Origin of the sequence: Corynebacterium bouchesdurhonense (assembly GCF_900078305.2) — a bacterium.
Taxonomy (GTDB): Bacteria; Actinomycetota; Actinomycetes; order Mycobacteriales; family Mycobacteriaceae; genus Corynebacterium; species Corynebacterium bouchesdurhonense.
This window is the reverse complement of sequence record NZ_LT546023.1, coordinates 31380-47588: the sequence shown is the minus strand read 5'-3', so window position 1 is coordinate 47588 and position 16209 is coordinate 31380. Positions and strand designations below refer to the sequence as shown.

The window sequence follows — 16209 nt, the reverse complement described above, 5'->3', positions numbered from 1 at the left end:
TCGGGTTGCGAGTGTACTCCGGCTCCGCCGCGCCCTGGTACCTTTAACTACCGCTCCCCCTACCCCGACCGAAGGGAACCCCATGGCCGGCGGCCTGCTTGCACTGCTCGACGACGTAGCCCTCATCGCCCGCACCGCCGCGGCCTCCGCGGACGACGTGGCCGCGATGACCGTGAAGACCTCCACCAAGGCGGTCGGCGTGGTGATCGACGACGCCGCGGTGACCCCCCAGTACGTTTCCAACGTGACCCCGGCGCGCGAGCTGCCGATGATCTGGAAGATCACCAAAGGCTCCCTGCGCAACAAGCTGCTGATCATCCTGCCGGTCGCGCTGCTGCTCAACGCGGTGGCGCCCTGGGCGCTGACCCCGATCCTGATGGTGGGCGGCACCTACCTGTGCTTCGAGGGCGCCGAGAAGATCGCGCACAAGCTCACCGCCGACAGCGCCGCCGAGCAGGAGCGCGCCGCGAACAAGACGCCCGAGGACGAGGACTCGCTGGTCAAAAGCGCGATCCGGACCGACCTGATCCTCAGCGCCGAGATCATGATCATCTCGCTGAACGAGGTGGCGGACCAGCCCATCTGGATGGAAGCGGCCGTCCTCATCGTCGTCGGCATCATGCTCACCTTCGGCGTGTACGGCGTGGTGGCGCTGCTGGTCAAGGTGGACGACATCGGTCGCGGCATGATCGAGCGCGGCAACGCCCCGAAGCTGGGGCGCGTGCTGGTCAAGGGCATGCCGCACGTGCTGAACGTGATCGGCGTGATCGGCACCGTGGCCATGCTCTGGGTCGGCGGCCACCTGGTGGTGCGCGGCTTCGACGAGGTGATCGGCTGGCACTGGCCGCACGAGATCGCCGAGCGCGGCGTGGAGGCCGCCGGCGGCGGCGCGCTGGGCTGGATGGCCGAGACGGGCGTGTCGCTCGTGGCCGGGCTGATCGCGGGATTCATCGTGCTGGGCGTGGTGGCGCTGATGCGCCGGGCGCGAGGCGCTGGGGAGCCGGCGGCCGCGAAGTAGACGCGAAGTAGACTGCCCGCCATGGACAGGCTCTACCCTTTGGCGCCGTCGGTGTGGGGCGTCGGCGAAGAAATCGGCCTCGACCAGGTGGCCCAGGTCCCCCTCTTCGACGAGTTTGCCGGGCTTGAGGGCTCGGCGTTCGTGCCCGTCCTTTTGCACCCCAACCCCTTGAACGGGGCGTGGAGTGTGCGCAGATTGCTTGTCGACGGCTCCCAAGGCCGCGTCATCGGGGAGATCCCGTGGTCTCAGCGCGGGCGCTACGAAGACATGCGCCGCGTCGAGGCTTCCCTGCTCCTGCCGGTGACCACGGCCGAGATCCGCCACGACGCGGCGGCGGGCCTCTTCCGCACCACCGTGATCCTGCCGCCTCCGCAGCTGGCGGTGCCGCGCAACGACACCGCCCCGGGCGCCGCGGTGCTGCCGCCCGGGGACATGGTGGTGGTGGACACGGCGGCCGGCGAGTACTCCGCCGAGGAGCTCGCCGCCCGCTCCCCCGGCTCCTGGTTTGTCGCCCTGCACGAGGTGGGCGGCGCGGTGGCGGCGACACTGGGCGGCAAGGTGCTCGGCGGGTTTGCGGAGGCAGATGCGGCCCAGTTGCGGGAGTTCGTGCGCGTCGCGGCCGGTGCTGGCGGCGCGGGTGGCGCCGGTGGCGCGGGTGGCGCGATGCCCGTGTACGCCCGCGCCGTGCTGGTGGGCGGCATGGCGGCGCTGAACGTGGCCGGCCCCAACGAGGGCCTGCAGACGGTGCCCGCCCTCAAGGTCCCCGACCTGACGCCGACCGAGCCGTGGTCCCTCGTGGAGTTCCCGGACGGCACGTGGGCCGTGACCGTGGAGCGGGCGTTCGTGGCCGACCCGGGCGACACGGTGCGCCCGCGCCACACCGCGCGCTACGTCTCGCTGGCGGGCCGCGCGCGCCCCGAGGAGGTCGCCGCCCCGACGGAGATGTTTGCGCTACCGGGCGGCGCGTCGGGCGCGGCGGATCAGCAGGCCACGCCGGAACCGCGCCGCGTCCCCGCGGCCGGCGGCGACGGTGGGGACGCCCTCGCGGGCGCCGAGGGCTACCTCACCGAGGTAGAGAAAGTGCGGCTGCGCAGGCAGCGGCGCGCCGCGGGCACGGCGGGTACAGCGGGCACAGGGGGGCGTCACCGCAGGTAGGGGCGTCGATAAGCGAAAGCGCGTACGGTGGGGCGTATGAGCAACGACAAGGGACCCAATCCGTACGTAGTGAACATCGAGCGCGCGACGCTGGACAACGAGGCCTTCCGAGACACCCTGTGGACCGGCCCGAACCTGCAGCTGACGGTGATGACCATCCCGGTCGGCGGCGAGATCGGTGCGGAGATCCACGACGACCACGACCAGTTCCTCCGCCTGGAGGAGGGCGAGCTACGCGCCAAGATCGGCCCGTCCGAGGACGACCTCGAGGTGGACGAGGTGGTCGGCGCCGACTGGGCGGCCTTCGTGCCGGCCGGTACATGGCACAACTTTGTCAACGAGTCCGACGCGCCGGCGAAGCTGTACTCCATCTACGCGCCCGCCGAGCACAGGCGGGGCCCCCGCCACGAGACCAAGGCGGACGCGGACAACGACCCGAACGAGACCGACGCGGTCTAACCCCCGCTTCAGCCGGATCAGCGCAGGACGCGCGCGGTGCCGTCGACCCGGCGGGTCACGCCGCGCGCGTCCAGCGTTTCCAGCAGCGGGATGGCCACGCGGCGGGTGGTGCCCCACGCCTTGCGGGCCTCCGACGCCGTGAACGGGGCGGGCAGGCCGGCCAGGAGGGCCGCGGCCCGCTCCAGGGCGCTGGGGAGCAGCACCACGCCGTCCGCGATCCGCACCACGCGGCCGGCGCGCTCGGCGGCGGCGAGCTCCTTCGGGCCCACGCCCCAGCGCTCGAGGTCCGCGGCCTCGGGGGCGGCGAAGGGGTCGGCGGCCAGGTGCGCCTCCAGCTTGGCGATGCCCTCCCCCAGGTCCCGGGTCCGCCCTGAGGAAACCACGCCGTCGCGGACCTGCAGCTTGGCGGCGGCCGCGGCGAGCGGGAGCAGCCGCGCATCCGGCAGGGCCAGCCGCTCCGCCGCCGCGCCCGCGGTCAGGCCCGGGGAGAGCGGGTCGGCGGCCTCGTGCTCGGCCACGGCGCGCGCCAGGGCGTCCTTCCACGCCATGACCTGGGCCGCGCGGATCCAGTAGCCGGCGAAGGCGATCGACCCCTGCGGCGGGGCGTCCGGCACGTCGTAGCCCAGGGTGGCCAGCAGCGCGGGCTCGACGGCCACGCGGCGGGCGATCTCGGCGCTGATGTCCGGCAGGGCGGGCAGCTCAGCGGCGCGGCGAGCGGCGTCGCCGCGTGCGGTGAAGGCGGGCGGATCCGCGTCCACCACCCGCGCCCCGGCCAGGATGTGCTGCTCGCCGGAGCCGCGCAGCACCACGGCGTCGCCGAGCGCGAGCGGCAGCGGGCGCTCCAGGGTGAGGCGGGCGTGGTGCTCCCCGAGGGCGCGCACCGCGCAGGCCACACCCGCGGTGCCGATATGGCAGACCGCCTCGCGGGGCAGGTCGGCGGTGGGGGTTGCGGTGGAGAGGGAGACGTCGATAAGCGAAGTGCTCCACCACTCCCCCGGGGTCACCAGCGCGTCCCCGCGCCCAACGGCGGCGGCGTCGACGCCGCGCAGGTTCAACGCCACGCGCATGGCGGGGGCGGCGGCGTCCACGGGCGCGTCCTCGGACTGCAGGCCGCGCACCTGCACCTCGCGCTCGCCCGCCTGGAGGGTGTCGCCCGCGCGGATCGTGCCCGCGGTGAGCGTACCCGTAACCACGGTGCCGGCGCCCTTGACGCTGAAGGAGCGGTCCACCCAGAAGCGCACGCGGGCAGCGGGGTCGGGCGCTGCGGCGGCGCGCAGCACCCGCGCGAGGGTGGCGGTGAGCTCCGCGAGACCCTCGCCCGTCTTGGCCGAGACTTCCACAACCGGCCAGCCCACGGCCGTGGTGCCGGCGGTCTCGCGAGCGATCTCGGCGCGCACCTCGGCGCGGCGGGCGGCGTCGGCGTTGTCCGCGCGCGTCATGGCCACCACCCCGGTGCCGATGCCGAAGGCGTCGATCGCGTCCAAGTGGTCCCGCGACTGTTCCTTGAAGCCCTCGTCCGCCGCCACCACCAGCAGCACCGCGGGCGCGGGGCCCACACCCGCGAGCATGTTTGCGATGAAGCGCTCGTGCCCCGGCACGTCCACGAACGCGACGTCCAGCGGTTCCGCGGCCCCGGCGCCCGGCAGCGACGCCCACACAAAGCCCAGGTCGATGGTCAGCCCGCGCCTGCGCTCCTCCTCCCACCGGTCTGGCTCCATGCCGGTGAGCCGCTTGACCAGGGTGGACTTGCCGTGGTCCACGTGGCCCGCCGTGGCCACAACGTAGCGCGCGGCGTTCACCTGCCGCGCGGCGTTCCCCTGACCGCCTCCACCGCCGCCGCCAGCTCCGCGTCGCGCTCCGGCGGCACGCACCGCAGATCCAGCAGCAGGTGCCCGCCGTGCACGCGTCCGAGCACGGCGGGGTCGCGGCGGCGCAGCGGGGCGGCCAGCACCTCGGGCAGGCGCACCGCGTAGCCGGGTAGGGCCACCCCGGGCGCTCCCCCGCCGCCGACGCGGCCGTCGTGGTCCACCACCTCGCCGCCAACCCGAGCGGCGAGGCGCTCCGTGCGCGCGAGCAGCTCCTCCCGGTCCGCGTGCAGGTACTCGGCCACGGGCACGTGAGGAGCGCGCAGGGTCGCCTCGAGGGCCGCGAGCCGCAGCTTGTCTATGCGCACCGCGCGCGCCAGCGGGTGCCGGCGCATGCGCGCAACGGCCTCGCGCGTGCCCAGCACCACGCCCGCCTGCGGCCCGCCCAGCAGCTTGTCACCTGAGAAGAGCACCACGTCGGCGCCCGCTTTCAGCGCGGTCGCCGCGTCCGGCTCGTCCGGCAGCAGCGGGTCGGGCGTGAGCAGGCCGGAGCCGGTGTCCACGATCAGGGCCGCACCGTGCGCGCGTGCGAGGGGCTTGAGCTTGTCGACGCCCACCGCAGACGCAAACCCCTCCACCCGGTAGTTCGACGGGTGTACCTTGAGCACGGCGCTGGCGCCCCGGGCGAGCGCCGCCTCGTAGTCCGCCTCGTGGGTGCGGTTGGTCGCTCCGACCTCCACCAGGTCCACCCGGGCCGACTCGATCAGCTCTGGCAGGCGGAAGCCGGCCCCGATCTCGATGAGCTCGCCGCGGGAGATGACCAGCTGGCCGCCCTCGGCGAACGCCGCGGCCGCGAGCAGCAGGGCGGCGGCGCCGTTGTTGACCACCAGGGCGTCCTCCGCGGCCGGGCACGCCTCGAGCAGGGCGCCCGTCGCCTGCTTCCCGCGCTCTCGGGAGCGCACCCCGCCTGCGAGGTCCATCTCCACGTCCACGTAGCCGGCGGCGCGCAGCGCGGCATCGGCGGCCTCCGGGGCCAGGGGCGCGCGCCCGACGTTGGTGTGCACCACCACCCCGGTGGCGTTAATGACGGGCGTGAGCGTGGAGGGGCCAGCGGCGGCGAGCTCGAGGAAGCGCGCGGCCACCTGCCCGGGCGCGATCTCGCCGCGGCGCGCGGCCTCCTGGGCCCGCCGGGCTGCGGCTTTCAGAGCGTGGGGCGCGATCAAGGGGGCGTCGACAAGCGATACAAGCTCATCCGTGCGCGGAATGCTGCTGCGCGGATCCAAAAACGTCTACCTCCCCTGGCGCGAGTGGCGGAGATGGACAGGAATCGAACCTGCCAGGCCGAGATGCTCGGCCTCACCAGTTTTGAAGACTGGGGCGCCCACCAGGACACGTACACCTCCAAGCGGCCACGCTACCATGCGGCGTATGAGCCAAAACACAAAGGACAACCCGGGCGCCATCCGCCTCACCCAGTTCGCGGCGGGCGGCGGCTGCGCCTGCAAGATCCCCCCGGGCGAGCTGGAGGACGCCGTGGCCGGCCTGGTGGGCTACGCCGACCCAAACGTGATCGTGGGCCTCGACGACGGCGATGACGCCGCCGCCATCCGCGTGCGCGACGACCTGGCCGTGATCTCCACCGCAGACTTCTTCACCCCCGTGGTGGACGACGCCTACACCTGGGGCCGCATCGCCGCCGTCAACGCGCTCAGCGACGTCTACGCCATGGGCGGCACCCCGATCACCGCCATCAACCTGCTGGGCTGGCCCCGCGACGTGCTGCCCCAAGAACTCATCCGCGAGGTGCTGCGCGGCGGGCTCGACGCGGCGACGGCGGCCGGCATCTCCGTCACCGGCGGGCACTCCATCTCCGCGCCCGAGCCGATCTACGGCATGGCCGCCACCGGCACCGCGGACCCGGCGCGGCTGATGCGCAACGACGCCGCCGAGCCCGGGCTGCCCATCACCCTGACCAAGCCGATCGGATCCGGGCTTCTGAACAACCGCCACAAGGCCACCGGCGAGTGGTTCGAGCAGGCCGTCGCGGTGATGACCACCCTCAACGCCGACGCCTCGCGCGCCGCGGTGGGGGCCGGTGTGCGGGCCGCCACCGACGTGACCGGCTTCGGGCTCCTCGGCCACCTGTACAAGATGGCGCGCGCGTCCGGCGTCGACGCCGTGGTGGACGTTACCAAGGTGCCGCTCATCGACGGCGCCCGCGAGACGCTGCGCGACGGCTTCGTGCCCGGCGGCTCCAGGCGCAACCTGGACTGGGTGCGCCCGCACGTCGACTCGGACCGCGGCGAGGAGGAGCTTCTTTTGCTTGCCGACGCACAGACCTCCGGCGGCCTCCTCCTCATCGGCGAAATCCCCGGCTACCCCGTCATCGGGGAGACCACCGCCGGCACCGGGCGCGTGCGCGTGGTCTAGCGGGCCGTGGTCTAGCGGGCCGTGGTGATGGCATCGCCCGTCCGGCCCTCCCGGCGGCGACGCTCGAGGCGCTCGCGCTGCGGCTCCACCACGTACTTCGGATCCTCGGTGGACTGGCGGCCCGCCTGGATGATGCCGAAGCGCGTCAGGCAGGAGCCCGCCATGAGCGCCGCCCCGGACAGGGCGGCCGCGGCGCGGTTGCGCCCGGCCAGCAGCGCGCCCGCACCGCCGGCGACCACGCAGGCCTCCGCCGCCTTGAGCAGGCGCCCCGCCTTGCCGGCGCGCACGGTCTCCCCGAGCGGTGCGGTGAGGTTTGCCTCCATCCGCCGCGAGGCCGCGACGTCCGCCGCGGCGCCAATGACGGCAAGCGCGCGGGCCGGCCCGGCGTTTCCGGTGGAGGTGGTCACCAGCGCCGCGCCCGAGGCCGCCGACGCCGCCGAAGACACGAACAGGGCCGGCAGCTCCTGGTGCGCGTCCTGCCACATGGGCACCGAGGTGTTGCCGAGCAGCACCGCGGTGTAGACGGCCAGGGGCGCGCCAAGGATGCCGGAGGCAACGCCGGCCGGGGTGGCCGCCCACTGCAGCAGGCCGCGGGCCGCGCCCGGCAGGGGCAGGCGCTCCCCCGTCAGCTCGTCGACCTCGGCCGCGGCCGCGATCGCCGAGGTTGAGCCGAAGGCGCCCAGGATCCAGGACCCGACGCTCATCGGCGAGGAGATCTTGAACACGCGGAACATGTTCAGCAGGCGCTCGGGCCGGCCCAGATCCAGGATGAGGAGCCCGGAGCCCACGCCGGCGGCGCCGAAGGCCGCCAGGCGTGTGTTTCGCTCAAGCTCGCGGTTGCCGGTGACGCCCGCGCCGAGCGAGAGCAGGGCGGATCCGCCCGCGACGCCGCCGAGGAACAGGTAGCCCGCGATCGGCCACTCCCACGGCGGGAACTTCACTATTGGTTTGCCGTAGTAGGAGTCGTACTGCTCGAACTGGGCCTTCGGCACCATCAGCTCCTCGCCGCGGCGCTGCTTCTTGCCGCGCGTGTTGCTGCGCGTGTTGTTGGTGCCGGTGCCGCGGCGGCGCGGGCCGCGCGGCTCCTCCGGCGGCCGGAAGCTGTCGAATTCCGCCATTAGCTTCGTCCTCCAATCAGGAATGCGCCGGCCACCGCGCCGATGAGGCCGGCGGCGGCCGCGGCCGCGCGCTTCGCCATCGCGGGCAGGTTCGCGGTTGGCACTTGGGGGTCCGGGGGAAGGCCGTAGACCTCGGGGGCGTCGAGAAGCAAAAAGATCGAACCCGTGCCCCCGACACCGTCCTCGCTGTTGGCGCCGTACAGGCGCGCCTCGGTCATGCCCTGCGCGTGCAGCTCCGCCACGCGGGTCTTGGCGGCGGCGAGCATCTCGTCGTACGAGCCGTACTTGATCGAGGTGGTCGGGCAGGTCTTCGCGCAGGCCGGCCCCTCGCCCACCGCCTGGCGGTCGAAGCACATGGTGCATTTCTGGGCCACGCCGATGTTCTTGATCGGGGCGACCTCGCCAACGGTGAAATCCTCGCCGACGCGCTTGGATCGCTCGTCACGCTTGGACACCCCGCCGTCGGAGCGGCGCTCGATCACGCCGAACGGGCAGCCCGCCACGCAGGTGCCGCAGCCGTTACAGACGTCATCCTGCACCACCACGGTGCCGTGCTCGGTGCGGAACAGCGCACCGGTGGGGCACACATCGAGGCAGCCCGCGTTGGTGCAGTGCTTGCACACGTCCGAGGACATCAGCCAGCGGAAGTCCGGGGTGTCCGCCGGGGTGACGGACTCCGGCTTCGGGGTCGCCTCCTTCACGTCCTCGACGCCAATGCCCGGCATGCCGAGCGCCACCAGCTTGGCGCCCTCCTCGCGGGCGCGGGTGATTTGGGCCTCGGACTGCTCGATGAACGCCACGTGGCGCCAGGTGTCCGCGCCGAGTGAGCCGGTGTTGTCGTAGGACATGCCGGATAGCTCGTAGGCGCCGTCTTGCGGGTTGCGGTTCCACTCCTTGCAGGCCACCTCGCAGGCCTTGCAGCCGATGCAGATCGAGGTGTCGGTGAAGAACGCCTTGCGCTCTGATGGCTGGTAGCCAACGTGCCGGGGGGCCTCGGTGATGCTGTTTGTTCTTGCCATCTGCCTCTAGCCTTCCCTCTCCGCCATGTTGCGCTTGGTGTTGTCCTTCTCCGCGGTGTTCTCATCATCCAAGCCCGCCGCCGCGGTGGCGTCGTGGTTGCCCAGCGTGGCACCGGTGTCCTCGTTGAGGCCGGCGCGGCGCTGGTACTCGCGAACCAGCTCGTCGCGCTCCTCGCCGCGCGGGCGTCGGCCGGGGCGGATGTCCACGGCCGAGACCTTGGAGGCCTGGATGTTCACGTTCGGGTCCAGCATGATGCCCAGCAGGTCGTTCGGGCCGTCTCCCTTGACCTCGGCGTAGCTGCCCTGTCCGTAGTGGAACGGCATGCCGATCTGCTCGTACTCCTGGTCACCAATGGTCAGCGATGGGATGCGGTCCGTCACCAGCACGCGCGCCTCGATGGCGCCGCGCGGCGAAATCAGCGTTGCCCAGCCGCCGTTTTCCAGTCCGACTCGCTCGGCCATTTCTGGGGAAACCTCGCAGAACAGCTCGGGCTGCAGCTCCGCTAGGAACGGCAGGGTACGCGTCATGGCGCCGGAGGTGTACATCTCGGTCAACCTGTACGTATTCAGCACGTACGGGTAGACGCCCGCGCCGTCCTCGCCATAGTTGGGCGCGGACAGGTTGTTCGGGCCGCGCATGACGATGCGGGACGGGGACTGCTGCTGCTTGTACAGGAAGTTCGGGAACGGCGACTCCTGCGGCTCGTAGTGGGTGGGCAGCGGGCCGTCCACCATGCCGCGCGGTGCGAAGAGCCATCCCTTGCCGTCCGGCTGCATGATGAACGGGTCATCGCCGGCCAGCGCGGCGGGGCCAACGGCGTCGCGGTCCGGCTTGTAGCCGGGCGCGCGGTCCACCGGGAAGTCGACCACGTCGTTGGACTGCCACTTCTCGGCGTCCTCGTCCCACCAAACCAGCTTCTTGCGCTCGGACCACGGCTTGCCGTCCGCATCCGCGGAGGCGCGGTTGTAGAGCACGCGGCGGTTCATCGGCCACGCCCAGCCCCACTCCAAAGCCATCTCGTCCTGCTCGGAACCGGGGCGCTTGTTGGCGGAACGGTTGACGTCGCCAGCAAAAACGCCCGAGTAGATCCAGCAGCCGCACGAGGTGGAGCCGTCGGCCTTCAGGTCCGCAAACTTGTCCACCAGCTCGCCCTTGCGCGGGCCCTCGAGGTAGTAGCCGTTGATCTCGCGGAGCACGGACTCTGCGTTGATCTCGCCTTCCTCATCCAGCTCGTAATCCCAGGTGATCTTCTGCAGTGGCAGATCGCGCGGGTCGGTGGAGTCCTTGACGCGCTCCTTCAGGCGCAGGCCCAAGTCGTAGAAGAACTGCAGATCGCTGTCCGCGTCCCCTGGCGGGTTCTTCGCCTTGAAGCGCCACTGCAGCATGCGCTGCGTCTGGGTGAAGGTGCCTGCCTTTTCCACGTGGTTCGCCGCCGGGAAGAGGAAGACCTCGGTGTCAATCTCCTCCGTGACAAGGTCGCCGGACGCAATCTCTGGGGAGTCCTTCCAGAAGGTCGCGGTCTCGATCTCCTGGAAGTCGCGCACCACCAGCCACTTCAGCTTGGAAAGCGCCATGCGCTGCATGTGGCCGTTGGACTGCGCCACGGCGGGGTTCTGGCCGAAGACGAAGTAGCCGTCGATCAGGCCCTGCATCATCAGCTGCAGGGTGTGGTACGTGGAGTGCGCGCCGGTGAGGCGCGGCATGAGGTCCATGCCCCAGTTGTTTTCCTCGGTTGCGGCGTCGCCCCAGTAGGCCTTCATCAAGGACACCGAGTAGGTGTCGCCCTTCTGCCAGAAGCCCTTCTGGTCCGGTTTGGACACGGCGGCGAGGTACTGGTCCCAGGTCTGCACCTCGGCCTGCGGCATGGGCAGGTAGCCCGGCAGCAGGTGGAAGAGGGTGGGCACGTCGGTGGAACCCTGGATGGAGGCGTGGCCGCGAAGGGCCATGATGCCGGAGCCGGGGCGGCCCACGTTGCCCATCAGCAGCTGCAGGATGGCGCAGGTGCGGATGAACTGGGCACCCATGGTGTGCTGCGTCCAGCCGAGTGCGTACGCGAAGCAGGTGGTTCGCTCGCGCCCGGAGTTTTCGGCAATGGAGCGGGCCAGGTAGAAGAAGTCCTCCTGCGGGATGCCGCAGGCCTTCTCCACAATCTCCGGGGTGTAGCGCGAGTAGTGGCGCTTGAGGATCTGGAAGACGCAGCGCGGGTCCTCAAGCGTCTCGTCCTTCTCCACGTCCCAGGACACCTGCGCGTCCCAAGCCGGCTTCGGCTGCCACGTGGTGTTGTCGTACTTGCCGGTCTCCGGGTCGTAGCCCGAGAAGAGGCCCTCCAGATCCTCGGTGTCCTGGAATTCATCGTTGATGATGGTGGACGCGTTGGTGAAGGACTGCACGTACTCCTTGAAGTACAGCTCGTTCTCCAGCACGTAGTTGATCACCGCGCCGAGCAGCACCACGTCGGAGCCGCCGCGGATGGGGATGTGCTTGTGGGCTACTGCCGACGTTCGCGTGAACCTCGGGTCCACGTGAATAATCCGCGCGCCGCGCTTCTTGGCCTCAATTACCCACTGGAAGCCCACCGGGTGTGCTTCGGCCATGTTGGACCCTTGGATGACGATGCAGTCCGCATTCGCCATATCCTGCAGCGGCTGGGTCGCGCCGCCGCGGCCAAACGAGGATCCCAAACTGGGAACCGTGGAGGAGTGTCATATGCGGGCTTGGTTTTCAATCTGCACCGCGCCCGAGGCGGTCCAGAGCTTCTTAATCAGGTAGTTCTCCTCGTTGTCCATGGCAGCCCCGCCGAGGCCGGCGATGCCCATGGTGCGGCGGACGGGGTTGCCCTTGTCGTCGGTGTCCTGCCACCCGTTCTTGCGGGCCTCCATGAAGCGGTCCGCCACCATATCGAGCGCGGTCTCGCGGTCAAGCGTGACCCACTCCTTAGAGCGCGGGGCACGGTACAGGATCTGGGTGAGGCGCCCGGGGGCGTTCACCAGCTGCTCGGAGGCTGCGCCCTTGGGGCACAGGCGGCCGCGGGAGTGCGGGGAATCAGGGTCGCCCTCGATCTGAATGACCTTGTCGTCCTTGACGTATACCCGCTGCCCGCAGCCCACGGCGCAGTAGGGGCACACGCTTTTGACCACGCGGTCAGCGGAAGCGATGCGCCCCTCCATCTCTTTCGTTCGCTCCGACTCGGTGTTCTCGCCGCGCGCGAAGAGGTCGCCTCCGCGCAGCTGGCGCACCACCGGCCAGTTCAGTGGGCTGATACGTGACATGGGTTCCACACTAGTGCAGCGGGAGGGGGCGTGAGGGAGGGGGCGTCGACTTGTTCAGAGCGCAGAGTGGTAGTGGCGCCGGCGAGTGGAGCAGGGGTATGATGGTCGGCAGCGTCGGATGTGTATAAGAGACGGGTCTAGGGGTCCGTCCGTGCCCGTCCCGTGTGAGGTTCGCCGCCATGCCCCGCATCCCCCGTTCCGCGCTGCGCCGCGCCGCAGCTCTCGGCGTCGCCGCCGCCGTGTGCTCGCCCGCCGTCGCCGTCCCGGCGGCTGCGCAGGAGGAAGAGCAAGTGGAGGAGGGGCAGGTGCTTGACGACGAAGCCCTGACCGAAACCGACAAACCCGAGCTCACCAGCACCAACATGGCGCTTGACGGGGTCATTGTCCGCAACAAGGGTGACGTTGCTGGCGAGCACACGAAGCCGCTGGGTGTGGACCTCGTGGATCTCGGAGCGATGGCGCCGCTCGGCGACGGCTCCACGGGCGAGTTCGCGATGATCTTCGGCGACTCGTTCATAGGCGAGTTCGGCAAGCAGTGGATGAGCCCGATGGGCGCGGTGGCCCGCCAAGGCCGGTTGGGAAGCATCCAGCTGCTCCGCGCCCTGAACGGCACCAACCGGGTCTCGCAGCTGGTCAGCTACAACCACACCGACAACAGGACGCTGCTTCCTTCCGACATCATCAACATTGACGGCACGCTCTACCTGCAGGGCATGTGGAACGAGCCCTTCGGCAACGTCACCTCCACCCAGGTGTACCGCTCGGACGATGACGGGAAGACGTGGCAGCGCGCGAGCCGCGCCCACCGCTCCCGAATCGGCGGGGTGGAGGAGTTGATTTCGTGGGCGATGGGGCCGGACGGGGAATACCTGTACGCCGTGTCGACCAAGTTCGGGCGCAAAAGCCCTGTGTACCTGTGGCGGGCCCGCCCGGGGGACATCCCGGATCAGTCCAAGTGGGAGATTTACAACACCAACACCCGCTCGTGGGGCGACCGCGGAACGACAGTGCTGGACAAGAACGCGAACGGTAGCGCGCTCAAGGCCGGCGAGATGAACCTGCGCTACATCGACGGCTACTGGGTGCTCGCGATGTTTAACGAGTCCACGCTGTCGGTGGAAGTGCGGATCTCCGACACGCTGGAGCGGGACTGGAATGACGTCCACGCAGTCACGATTGTGAAGCATGGGCCGTGGTGGAACCGCCAGACCCCCGATAATTGGTCCCAGCCCTACGGGGGCTACATCGTTCCCGGCTCCACGCTGAACAACCTGGACCTAGTCATCTCGCAGTGGAACACCGCGGAGTCCGAGGCGGGGAATACGCGGCCGCGCTACACGTCCACGCAATTCAACGCGCGGGGGTTGCGCTGGCACGCAGAGAACTACAACGAAGCTTCCGCCCCTCAGACCAACAAGCGCGAGCTCGATATTTCCCCAAACCGAGCTGCTTCCCCCGGCAACGGCACCTCCCCCGGCACCTCCCCCGGCACCGACTCGAGCGCCCTCGGTTCCAGCGACTCGTTCGCGGCGGTCGCGATCGCGCTGGGCGTCATCGCGGGCGTGGCGGGCTTGGCCGCGGTGTCGTGGCCTGCGTTGCGCCCCCTCCTGCCGCCGCAGGTGCAGGCCGCGCTGCCGTTCTAGCAGGACGCGCTGCCGTATAGTCCCCCGGGCGTATAGTCCCCCGGGTGACTTCTCCCCGCACCCAGGCCGCGTCGCCGTGGCCAGCTCTGTGGTCGATGATGCTGGGTTTCTTCATGATTCTCGTGGATTCCACCATCGTCTCGGTGGCCATCCCCGCGATCACGGAGGGCCTCGACGCAACGTACGACCAGGTCATCTGGGTCAACAGCTCGTACCTGCTCGCGTACGCCGTGCCGCTTCTGGTCACGGGCCGGTTGGGGGACCGCTTCGGCCCCCGCACCATGTACTTGGCCGGCCTCGCCCTGTTCACGGTGTCGTCGCTGGCGTGCGGGCTGTCGCCGAGCATCGGGGCGCTGATCGCGGCCCGCGCGTTCCAGGGCCTCGGGGGCGCGATGGTCACCCCGCAGACCATGTCGGTGATGATCCGCACCTTCGACCCCGCCGCGCGCGGCGGCGCGATGGGCGTGTGGGGGGCCACGGCCGGGTTGGCCACCGTGACCGGGCCGCTCTTGGGCGGTTTGCTTGTCGACGCCTCCGGCTGGGCCTGGATCTTCTTCGTCAACGTGCCGGTGGGTATCGCGGGCCTTGTCCTCGCCTGGGTCCACGTGCCGCGCCTGGAGCGCACCAACCGCACCTTCGACTGGCCCGGCGTGGCCTTAAGCACCGCAGGCATGTTCTGCCTCGTCTTCGGCATCCAGGAGGGGGCGCGCCTGGGCTGGGATTGGCGCTTCTGGGGGTTCATGGTGGCGGCCTGCGCGCTCATGGGTCTGTTCGTCCGCAGGCAGAGCATGCTTGCCGACGCCGCCCTCGTACCGCTGCGCCTCTTCGCCGACCGCAACTTCTCGCTGGCCAGCACCGCCATCGCCACGGTCGGCTTCACCATCTCCACCTACATCATCCCGTGGATGATCTACGTGCAGACGGTGCGCGGCCTGTCCCCCACCGCGGCCGCCCTGCTGGTGTTGCCCTCGGGCCTGATCTCGGGCGTGCTGTCCCCCTTCGTAGGCAAGCTGACTAACACGCACGACCCGAAGCCCTTCGCCATTGCTGGCCTTTCCCTGGTGGCGGTGTCGGTGGCGGTGACGGCCCTGATCACCGACCCAGGCATCGACCCGCGGTGGATGTACGCGGTCTCCGCCCTCTACGGCGTGGCGAACTCGATGCTGTGGGGGCCGCTGTCCATGATCGCCACCCGCAACCTGGACCCGCGCCTGGCCGGGGCGGGCTCGAGCGTGTACAACACCACCCGTCAGGTCGGCGCAGTGATCGGCTCGGCGGCCATCGCGGCGATGATGAGCTCGCAGCTGGCCCGCCAGCTCGGGGGCGGGAGCGGCGCGGCTGGCGCGGCTGGCGCGGCTGGCGCGGCGGGCGCGGCCGGGGTGGGCGGCGCGCTGCCCGAGCCCCTGCACGCCCCGTTCGCCCAGGCGATGGCCAACTCGGTGTGGCTGCCGTGCGCCGTGATCGTGCTTGGGGCGCTGGTGGCCTGCTGCTTTGCCAAGACGAAGTCCTGGAAAGCGTGAGCGGCGCAGGCAGGCGCAAGCCCCGCGCCCGGAAGCGCCGCATCGAGGGCACGTACCCGATAGACACGGGCGTCGCCGAGATCGTGGCGGACCCGGACAGGGACGGCGGCTACGTGCTGGAAGTCAACCGGGTGCCCTCCTCGTACGTGGTGCCGGGCGCCCCGGAGGTGTTGGCGTTTGAGTACATGGGGTGGTTGGCGGGGTTCGTCGATAAGCAAGGGCCCTTCACCGCGGTGCACCTGGGTGCGGCCGGGTGCGCGCTGCCGAGCTACTTCGCGCACCGCTTCGGCAACCGCAACGTGGCCGTGGAGGTGGACGCGGCGCTCGCGGCGCTGGTGCGGGAGGTCTTCGCCCCGCCGGTGGAGATCGCGGTCGCGGAGGCGCGCGCCTTCACGCACGCGCTCCCGGCCGGGTCGGTGGACGTGCTGGTGCGCGACGTGTTCGCGGGCCCGTCCACCCCGCGGCCGCTGACCACCGTGGAGTTCTACCGGGCGGCGCGGCGGGCGCTCGCCCCGGGTGGAATCTTTCTGGCCAACGTCGGCGACGCGGCTGGGCTGCCCGAGGTGCGCGCCGAGCTCGCCGGGCTGGGCGAGGTGTTCGCCCACACGGCCGCGGCGGGGCCAGCCGAGATGCTCGCCGGGCGGGCCTACGGCAACGTGGTTGTGGCGGCGTCGGACGCCCCGCTCGCCTTCGCCGGGGACGTGCCGGTGAGGGACGGGGCGCGCTTTCACGGCGCGGCGGGAGTAGCGCGGCGGGACTAGCTGCCGCGCTA

At 70.8% G+C, this 16209-nt stretch carries 12 protein-coding genes and 1 tRNA gene; 7 read left to right on the top strand and 6 right to left on the bottom strand.

Annotation, left to right across the window (positions count from 1 at the left end; translation table 11 throughout):
• The first annotated feature begins 82 nt into the window (after positions 1-82).
• Genes BN4252_RS00695 through BN4252_RS00685 form a run of 3 tightly spaced genes read left to right on the top strand, consistent with a single transcriptional unit; the run spans position 83 to position 2632 of the window.
• The gene (locus BN4252_RS00695; RefSeq protein WP_066524182.1) at positions 83-1018 is read left to right on the top strand and encodes a DUF808 domain-containing protein; all 936 of its coding nucleotides are present in this window, start codon (positions 83-85) and stop codon (positions 1016-1018) included.
• A 21-nt stretch (positions 1019-1039) separates the two neighbouring features.
• Positions 1040-2173, top strand: a complete 1134-nt coding sequence (locus BN4252_RS00690; RefSeq protein ID WP_066524180.1) for a hypothetical protein — start codon at positions 1040-1042, stop codon at positions 2171-2173.
• A gap of 36 nt (positions 2174-2209) precedes the next feature.
• On the top strand, positions 2210-2632 hold the full coding sequence (locus BN4252_RS00685; protein ID WP_066524175.1) for a cupin domain-containing protein: 423 nt from the start codon (positions 2210-2212) through the stop codon (positions 2630-2632).
• A gap of 17 nt (positions 2633-2649) precedes the next feature.
• Here BN4252_RS00685 and selB read toward each other — a convergent pair whose 3' ends face one another.
• From selB to BN4252_RS00670, 3 genes are all read right to left on the bottom strand, one after another.
• Entirely contained in the window at positions 2650-4431 is a 1782-nt protein-coding gene (selB, locus tag BN4252_RS00680; RefSeq protein ID WP_066524174.1) for a selenocysteine-specific translation elongation factor, read from the bottom strand.
• The gene (gene selA / locus BN4252_RS00675; protein ID WP_066524173.1) at positions 4428-5720 is read right to left on the bottom strand and encodes an L-seryl-tRNA(Sec) selenium transferase; all 1293 of its coding nucleotides are present in this window, start codon (positions 5718-5720) and stop codon (positions 4428-4430) included. The genes selB and selA overlap by 4 nt, the downstream gene beginning before the upstream one ends.
• A gap of 25 nt (positions 5721-5745) precedes the next feature.
• Positions 5746-5840: transfer RNA gene (locus BN4252_RS00670), tRNA-Sec, on the bottom strand.
• A 25-nt stretch (positions 5841-5865) separates the two neighbouring features.
• Between BN4252_RS00670 and selD the strand changes: the two genes are divergently transcribed.
• Complete coding sequence (selD, locus tag BN4252_RS00665; RefSeq protein WP_066524172.1) at positions 5866-6867, top strand: selenide, water dikinase SelD; 1002 nt, start codon at positions 5866-5868, stop codon at positions 6865-6867.
• Positions 6868-6878: 11 nt separating this feature from the next.
• Here the strand turns inward: selD and nrfD are convergent, their stop codons facing one another.
• From nrfD to fdnG, 3 genes are read right to left on the bottom strand one after another with little or no spacing between them, the layout of a single operon-like run.
• Positions 6879-7985, bottom strand: coding sequence for an NrfD/PsrC family molybdoenzyme membrane anchor subunit (nrfD, locus tag BN4252_RS00660; protein WP_066524170.1), 1107 nt, complete (start codon positions 7983-7985; stop codon positions 6879-6881).
• Positions 7985-9004, bottom strand: a complete 1020-nt coding sequence (locus BN4252_RS00655; RefSeq protein ID WP_066524168.1) for a 4Fe-4S dicluster domain-containing protein — start codon at positions 9002-9004, stop codon at positions 7985-7987. The genes nrfD and BN4252_RS00655 overlap by 1 nt, the downstream gene beginning before the upstream one ends.
• A 6-nt stretch (positions 9005-9010) precedes the next feature.
• Positions 9011-12274: a formate dehydrogenase-N subunit alpha gene (gene fdnG / locus BN4252_RS00650; RefSeq protein ID WP_230208527.1), complete on the bottom strand. Its 3264-nt coding sequence runs from the start codon at positions 12272-12274 to the stop codon at positions 9011-9013.
• Positions 12275-12453: 179 nt separating this feature from the next.
• Here fdnG and BN4252_RS00640 point away from each other — a divergent pair, with 179 nt between their 5' ends.
• From BN4252_RS00640 to BN4252_RS00630, 3 genes are read left to right on the top strand one after another with little or no spacing between them, the layout of a single operon-like run.
• Entirely contained in the window at positions 12454-13917 is a 1464-nt protein-coding gene (locus BN4252_RS00640) for a DUF4185 domain-containing protein (RefSeq protein ID WP_066524165.1), read from the top strand.
• Positions 13918-13961: 44 nt separating this feature from the next.
• Positions 13962-15437 (top strand): DHA2 family efflux MFS transporter permease subunit, encoded by a 1476-nt coding sequence (locus BN4252_RS00635; protein WP_230208526.1) that lies wholly within the window; start codon positions 13962-13964, stop codon positions 15435-15437.
• The gene (locus BN4252_RS00630; protein ID WP_066524162.1) at positions 15434-16198 is read left to right on the top strand and encodes a spermidine synthase; all 765 of its coding nucleotides are present in this window, start codon (positions 15434-15436) and stop codon (positions 16196-16198) included. Before BN4252_RS00635 ends, BN4252_RS00630 begins: the two co-directional genes overlap by 4 nt.
• Positions 16199-16209 lie beyond the last annotated feature (11 nt).

Excerpts from the sequence above, each read along its gene's own strand:
- BN4252_RS00655 (WP_066524168.1), bottom strand. The coding sequence starts at position 9,004 with ATGGCAAGAACAAACAGCATCACCGAGGCCCCCCGGCACGTTGGCTAC.
- BN4252_RS00640 (WP_066524165.1), top strand. The coding sequence starts at position 12,454 with ATGCCCCGCATCCCCCGTTCCGCGCTGCGCCGCGCCGCAGCTCTCGGC.
- BN4252_RS00690 (WP_066524180.1), top strand. The coding sequence starts at position 1,040 with ATGGACAGGCTCTACCCTTTGGCGCCGTCGGTGTGGGGCGTCGGCGAA.
- selD (WP_066524172.1), top strand. The coding sequence starts at position 5,866 with ATGAGCCAAAACACAAAGGACAACCCGGGCGCCATCCGCCTCACCCAG.
- BN4252_RS00685 (WP_066524175.1), top strand. The coding sequence starts at position 2,210 with ATGAGCAACGACAAGGGACCCAATCCGTACGTAGTGAACATCGAGCGC.
- BN4252_RS00695 (WP_066524182.1), top strand. The coding sequence starts at position 83 with ATGGCCGGCGGCCTGCTTGCACTGCTCGACGACGTAGCCCTCATCGCC.
- nrfD (WP_066524170.1), bottom strand. The coding sequence starts at position 7,985 with ATGGCGGAATTCGACAGCTTCCGGCCGCCGGAGGAGCCGCGCGGCCCG.